The 6,641-nt window shown below is 74.0% G+C and carries 4 protein-coding genes; all 4 read left to right on the forward strand.

All coding sequences use genetic code 11. The features are described from left to right. Nucleotides 1–978 (forward strand): hypothetical protein (locus tag H0488_RS21045; RefSeq protein WP_183101172.1); only part of this gene is annotated, 978 nt, incomplete at its 5' end. A 129-nt stretch (nt 979–1,107) separates the two neighbouring features. After that, nucleotides 1,108–3,933 carry a DEAD/DEAH box helicase gene (locus H0488_RS21050; RefSeq protein ID WP_183101173.1) on the forward strand — a complete coding sequence of 942 codons (2,826 nt, stop codon included), beginning with the start codon at nt 1,108–1,110 and terminating at the stop codon, nt 3,931–3,933. Between the two features lie 2 nt (nt 3,934–3,935). Continuing rightward, nucleotides 3,936–4,667, forward strand: coding sequence for an SWIM zinc finger family protein (locus H0488_RS21055; RefSeq protein WP_312856463.1), 732 nt, complete (start codon nt 3,936–3,938; stop codon nt 4,665–4,667). Between the two features lie 227 nt (nt 4,668–4,894). Then, nucleotides 4,895–6,641 (forward strand): serine/threonine-protein kinase (locus H0488_RS21060; protein ID WP_183101174.1); only part of this gene is annotated, 1,747 nt, incomplete at its 3' end.

The following is a 6,641-nucleotide window of genomic DNA, read 5'->3' on the forward strand; positions in this document are numbered from 1 at the left end:
CCGCCGGCCGCGGCGGCTCCTGCCGCCGCTCCGAAGCGCCCGGGCATGGGCGTGCTGCCGATCGTGGTCGGCGTCGGGCTGCTGGCCGCCGGACTGGTGATCTCGGCGACGCGGAGCCGTTCGGACGGCGACCTGGACTGGTCCAACTACTCGGTCGGGCTCGGCGCGACCGCGGTGCTGCTCCTCGTCGCCATCGCAGCGATCGCGGTCGGCAGCGGCCGGGGCCGCGAGGAGCTGGTCACCTGGCCCGGAGCGGTCGGCATCCTCGGCGCCGGCGTCATGACCGGCATCGGCCTCGAGGAGATCGACGGGAGTGAGGACTGGCTCGCCTACCTGGTGGGCGGCGTCGTCGTACTGCTGTCGGTGGTCGGCTACGTCGCGATCCGGCGCGGTGCGTTCGTCGTCACCGCGATCGTCGGTCTCGGCATCGCCTACATCCAGTTCGCCGACGACGTGCTCGTCGACATCGGCGACGAGGACGACCAGGCGATCATCGCGGCCGCGACGATCACCTTGTTCGTGCTGGTCGTGACGGCGGTCGGCTGGTTCCTGCGGACCCGCGCGCTCAGCGGTGTCGTGGCCGGGGTGGTCGGTGTCGTCGGCCTCAACTCCGTGCTCCTCGTGCTCGTGGTGGCGCAGCTGGTCGAGTCGTTCTTCAGCTTCGACATGCCAACCGAGGAGGGCGGCGGGCCGATGTCCTCGATCGCGCTGTCCTCGGAGTACGACAACGACGTCTACGTCATCCTGGCATTCGCGGCGCTGCTCACCCTGGTGTGGGCGCTGGCAGCGGCCCTCAACGGCAACCCGGGGTTCAGCGTGCTCGTGATCGCGATGCCCGCGACCGTCGTGCCGCTGGCGACGGTCGTGCTGGCCGTCGAGCACCCGACCTGGTGGGGCGTGGGCTTCGCCGTGGGTGGTGCGCTGCTGCTCGCCGCGGTCGGCCTCAAGCAGCTGCTCGCGCGGAAGAAGCAGCACTGACGGGGGACCTCGCGAGGAACTCTGTGTCGGCCCCACCCGTTAGCGTCTGAGTCCACCGGAGGTTTCGAGGCTCGCTGGCGCTCGCACCTCAACCACCGGTGTCACCGTGATCGCCGCTGGGAGGCCTGAGTGAGCTTCGTGCCTGTCACCGGCCCGGCCACCTTCCGGCCGGCCGATCCCCCTCGGGACGGCACGATCGAGTTCACCGATGCGCAGCGCGCGATCGCGCTGCCGATCCGCACCGCGCTGCCGGTGCTCAGCCGGGCGCGCGGCCGCGCCGACGTCCATCCCAGCGTCGCGCTGCTCGGCGGCGCCGCGCTGCTCGCCGGACGCTTCATCGCCGCCGGCAAGCTGGTCCCGCGCGCCGGCGACGGCCGGCCCGGCTGGCGGATCGATGGGCTCGACGAGCGCGACCGCGACAGCGTCGCGCAGCTGGCCCAGGCCCGGGCGTACGACGACGTCGACCCCGCCGCCGCGGCCGCACTGGTCTCGCAGGTGCTCGATGCGGTCGCCGATGCGCTGCCGCGGGCCGCGCCGATCGGGTCTCGTGACGGTCGCCAGAGCGACCTCCTCGACCAACGGGGTGGCCAGGGCGACCTCCTCGACCAACGGGGTCGCCAGAGCGACCTCCTCGACCAACGGGGGGAGCCGTCGACGTCGGACTTCGTCGAGCGGGTCCGCCGGCGGGCGGCGGAGCGGGCGCGGGCCGAGCTGGTCCGCGTCTCGCTGCGGGTGGAGGCCGACGAGGAGGAGCTGGTGGCGGGCTCGGTGCGCGTCGTGCTCCAGGTCCACGACGAGCGCGACCCCCTTCACGTCTGCGACGCCGCCCTGCTCTGGGCGGACGACGACTCCCACGGCTTCGGGCCGCGCGCCCGGGTGCACGCGAGCATCGCGCTCCGGTCGGCGGCCGAGGTGTGGCCGGTGCTCGACCGGCTGCTCGGGCTCTCGGTCCCGGACCAGCTGACCCTCGACGGCGCCGAGATCGGGAGCCTGCTCGAGCACGTCGGCGCCCTCCGGGAGGCCCGGGTCGACGTCCACTGGCCGCGCTCGCTCGGCCGCGACCTCACCACCCGCGCCGTCCTCGAGCGGCGCGGCGACCCGCGCGACCCCGAGCTGCCCCTGCAGGACAGCCCGTTCTCGGCCGACGGCCTGTTCGCCTTCTCGTGGCAGGTCGCGCTGCACGGCGAGCCGCTCACCGAGGAGGAGATGGAGCAGCTGGCGTCGGCCGCCGCGCCGGTGCTCAAGCTCCGCGGCGCCTGGACCGTCGTCGACCCGGCGACCGCCCACCGCGCCCGCAAGCGGCTGATCCGCAAGGCCACGGGCGCCCAAGCGCTGGCCGCGGCCCTCAGCGGCGTGGCCGAGCTGCCCGAGGCCGGCGCCGAGGCAGCGTCGGGTGCCACCGAGCAGGTGATCGTCGGCGCCACCCTGCTCAAGGTCCGCGAACAGCTGCTCGCCGCCCCGACCCGTGATCCGCTGCCCGCGCCGGCTGCGCTGCGGGCCGAGCTCCGCGACTACCAGCGCCACGGCCTGACCTGGCTCGCCGACCTGACCGGCCTCGGGCTCGGCGCCTGCCTGGCCGACGACATGGGCCTCGGCAAGACCGTCACCCTGATCGCCCTCCACCTGCACCGGCTGGAGACCGGCGTCTCCGAGGGCGGGCCGACCCTGGTCGTGTGCCCGGCCAGCCTGCTCGGCAACTGGGAGGCCGAGATCCGGCGGTTCGCGCCCGGGCTGCCGGTGCGGCGCTTCCACGGCACCGCGCGCGAGCTCGGTGGTCTCGACGAGGGAGGGTTCGTGCTGACGACGTACGGCACGATGCGGCGCGACCACGCCACCTTGGCGACGGTGGCCTGGGACCTGGTGGTCGCCGACGAGGCGCAGCACGTCAAGAACTCCCGCTCCTCGACGGCCCGCAACCTGCGGTTGGTCCCGAGCCGGGCGCGGGTCGCGCTCACCGGCACGCCCGTCGAGAACGACCTCACCGAGCTCTGGTCGATCCTCGACTGGGCGATCCCCGGGCTGCTCGGCAGCCGCCAGGCCTTCCGACGGGTCTGGGGAGCGCCGATCGAGTCCGGCGGCGAGCCCACCAAGGCCCGGCAGTTCGCCGACCTGATCGGTCCGTTCCTCCTGCGCCGGCGCAAGTCCGACCCGGGGATCGCTCCCGAGCTCCCGCCGAAGACGGAGACCGACCACCTCCTCGGCCTCACCCGCGAGCAGGCCGTCCTCTACGAGGCGTTCGTGCGCGACACCATGGAGCGCATCGAGCGGCTCGCCACCGACGACGCGCAGCGCCGGGGCCTGGTGCTGGCGCTCCTCACCGGGCTCAAGCAGATCTGCAACCACCCGGCGCAGTTCCTCAAGCAGTCGGGCGCGGTGCGGCTCGCCGGCCGCTCCGAGAAGCTCGAGCTCCTCGACGAGCTGCTCGGCACCGTGGTCGCGGAGGACGGTGCGGTGCTGGTCTTCACCCAGTACGTCGCGATGGCGCGGCTCATCGAGCAGCACCTCACCAGCACCGGCCTGCCCTACCAGTTCCTCCACGGCGGCACCCCGGTGCGCGAGCGGGAGGCGATGGTCGAGCGCTTCCAGGCGGGCGAGGTCCCCGTCTTCCTGCTCAGCCTGAAGGCCGGCGGCACCGGCCTCAACCTGACCCGGGCCGACCACGTCGTCCACGTCGACCGCTGGTGGAACCCCGCGGTCGAGGAGCAGGCCACCGACCGCGCCTACCGGATCGGCCAGACCAAACCGGTGCAGGTGCACCGGATGGTCACCCGGGGCACGATCGAGGAGCGGGTCGCGGCACTGCTCGACCGCAAGCGCGCGCTGGCGGACGCCGTGCTCGCCCGCGGCGAAGCCGCCCTCACCGAGCTCAGCAACGAGGACCTCCGCGACCTGGTGACCCTGCGCAGGGAAGCGCGCCGCGAGGCCTACCTCACCGACCTCGAGCAGGAGGGGTGAGCGTGACCGTGCAGCCGGGGAGGGGCGGGCCAGGGAGGGGCGAGCCGGGCCGCGTCACCCACGGCCGGCTGGTCGCTCCCCGCACCGGGATCCGGTCCTGGTGGGGCAAGGCGTGGCAGCGGGCGGTCGAGGAGGCGGCGTACGTCGACCACGACCTGCGCGCGGGCCGCACCATCGCCCGGCGGGGCGAGGTCGGCGGCATCAGCATCGCCGCCGGGTCGCTGCTCGCCGCGGTGCGCGAGGGCGACGACGCCTGGACCGTCGAGGTCAAGGTGCCCGTGCTTGCCGAGGAGGAGCGGCGGACGCTGATCGAGGTCGTCGCCGCCGAAGCCGGGCGGATCGCGGCGCTGCTCGCCGGCGACCTGCCCTACGACCTGGTCGAGCACGCCGAGGAGGCCGGCGTCGAGCTGCTGCCCTACGGCGGCGAGCTGGCCGCCGGCTGCACCTGCGACACCTACCTCGATCCCTGCCGCCACGCACTCGCGGTGCTGATCCAGACCGGCTGGCTGGTCGACGCCGATCCGCTGGTGCTGTTCGCCGTGCGCGGCCTCGACCGCGAGTCGCTCCTGGCCGAGCTCCACGAGCGGTCGGCGGGCGGTGGCGGTGCCCCACGGCCGTCGGGGGTCACCGACCTGGCCGACGACGTGGAGGTCGCCGCCGACGCGGTGCTCCGCGCGCGGCGGCTGGTCGAGCTGATGGAGGCCGGCGCCGGGCTCCCCGACGGGCTGGTCTGACGACGGCGGGGTGCGCTTATTCCCCTAAACGGGACCCCTGATCCCGCGGCGGAACCGTCAGGGCGACCTAACCTGAATGGATGAATCCCTTCGTCCTCTCCCGCCGCCGAAGGCGCCGGGCTCCGGAGATCTGATCCGACGTGGACGTGGTGGGAGGCACGTCCAGTCGATCTCGGAGGGGAACAGTCGCAGGCGATCTGTTCGCGGACCGCTACGCCCTGGGGCGGGTGTTCAAGCGCGGCCACGGCGTCGACACGTACCTCGCGACGGACACCCGGACGGGCGCGGAGGTGGTGCTCAAGGCCATCGACTCGCAGGTGGTGCACGCCGCCGCCCGACTGCGCTTCGAGCACGAGACGCGGGTGCTGCGGCAGCTGACCGGCACCGGCCTCGCTGAGCTGTACGACTCCGGCGAGGCCGACAACCGGCTCTACCTGGTGCAGCCGCTCGTCCCCGGCCGCACGCTCGAGGCGCTGCTCCGGTCCGGGCCGCTGCCGGTCGAGGAGGTGCTGACCATCGCGATCGGCATCGCCGGAGCGCTCAGCACCGCGCACGAGGTCGGCATCGTGCACCGCGACGTCAAGCCGGCCAACGTCATCGTCGAGGTCAACGCGGGCCGGATCGACGCGGTGACCCTGATCGACTTCGGCTTCGCCAGGAGCGCGCTCCTCGACGAGTCCGTCCGGGAGGACCTGGTCGGCACCGTGCGCTACCTCGCCCCGGAGGCGGCCGGCCTGCTGTCGGCGACGCCCGACGAGCGCTCGGACCTGTACGCCGTCGGCATCCTGCTGTTCGAGTGCCTGACCGGGCGGCCGCCGTTCCCCGGGCCCAGCGTCAGCGGCCTGCTGCGCCAGCACCTCTCGATGCCCGCCCCGGCGGTCTGCGACATCCGCTCCGACGTGCCCCGGGTGCTCGACGTCATCCTGCAGCGGCTGCTGCGCAAGGACCCCGTGGACCGCTACCAGTCCGCGGCTGCCCTCGCCTACGACGTGCAGGCGCTGCGGTCGTTGCTCGCGACCGGTGACCCCGACCCGCGCCTGACCATCGGCCGGGTCGACCACCGCCAGCACCTCACCGACCCGGCGTTCGTCGGCCGCGACGCCGAGCTGGCAAGCCTGCGCGCGCTCCTCACCGAGATCAGCGACGGCGGCAGCGGCCTGGTCCTGCTGGACGCCGAGTCCGGCGGCGGGAAGAGCCGGCTCCTGGCCGAGCTGGCCTCCCAGGCGGTCGGCCTCGGCATCACGGCGCTGCACGGACAGGGGATCCGCGACGGCGTACAGCTTCCGTTCACCCTGGTGCAGGGCGTCGCCCGCGACCTGGTCAACCGCGACGACGCCGAACGGCTGCGGGCCGGGCTGACCGAGCGCCTCGGCGACAGCGCCCAGGTCACCGCGCACGTGCTGCCCCCGCTGCGACCGCTGCTCGACGTGGCGGTCGACGACACCGGGCTGGAGGCGTTCGGCCCGGACGCGTTCGGGGAGGAGCGCAGCCTCGCCGCGCTCCGCCTGTTCCTGTCCGTGATCGCGACGCCGGAGAACCCGGTGCTGCTGGTGCTGGACGACTGCCAGTGGGCCGACACGCTCACGGTCCGGCTGCTCGCAGAGCTCTTCTCCGCCGACGCCGACCTGCCCCCGCACCTCGGAGTCGTCGCCGCCTTCCGGTCGGAGGAGGTCGCGGACGACCATCCCCTGCGCAACCTCGCGGCCGCGAAGGCGCTGCACCTCGGCCGGCTCCCCGACAGCGCCATCACCCTGCTGGCCGAGTCGATGGCGGGGCCGCTGCCCGCCCAGGCCGTGGCCACCGTGACCAGGCTGGCCGACGGCAGCCCGTTCATGGGTGCGGCCGTGCTGCGGGGCCTGGTCGAGTGCGGGGCGCTGACGGCCGGCGACGGCGGCTGGGTCGTCGACGAGGCCGCGCTGGCCGAGGTGCAGACCGAGCGGCGGTCGGCTGCAGTGCTGGTACGCCGCCTCGACC

This window comes from Nocardioides pelophilus, assembly GCF_014180685.1.
Classification (GTDB): Bacteria; Actinomycetota; Actinomycetes; order Propionibacteriales; family Nocardioidaceae; genus Nocardioides; species Nocardioides pelophilus.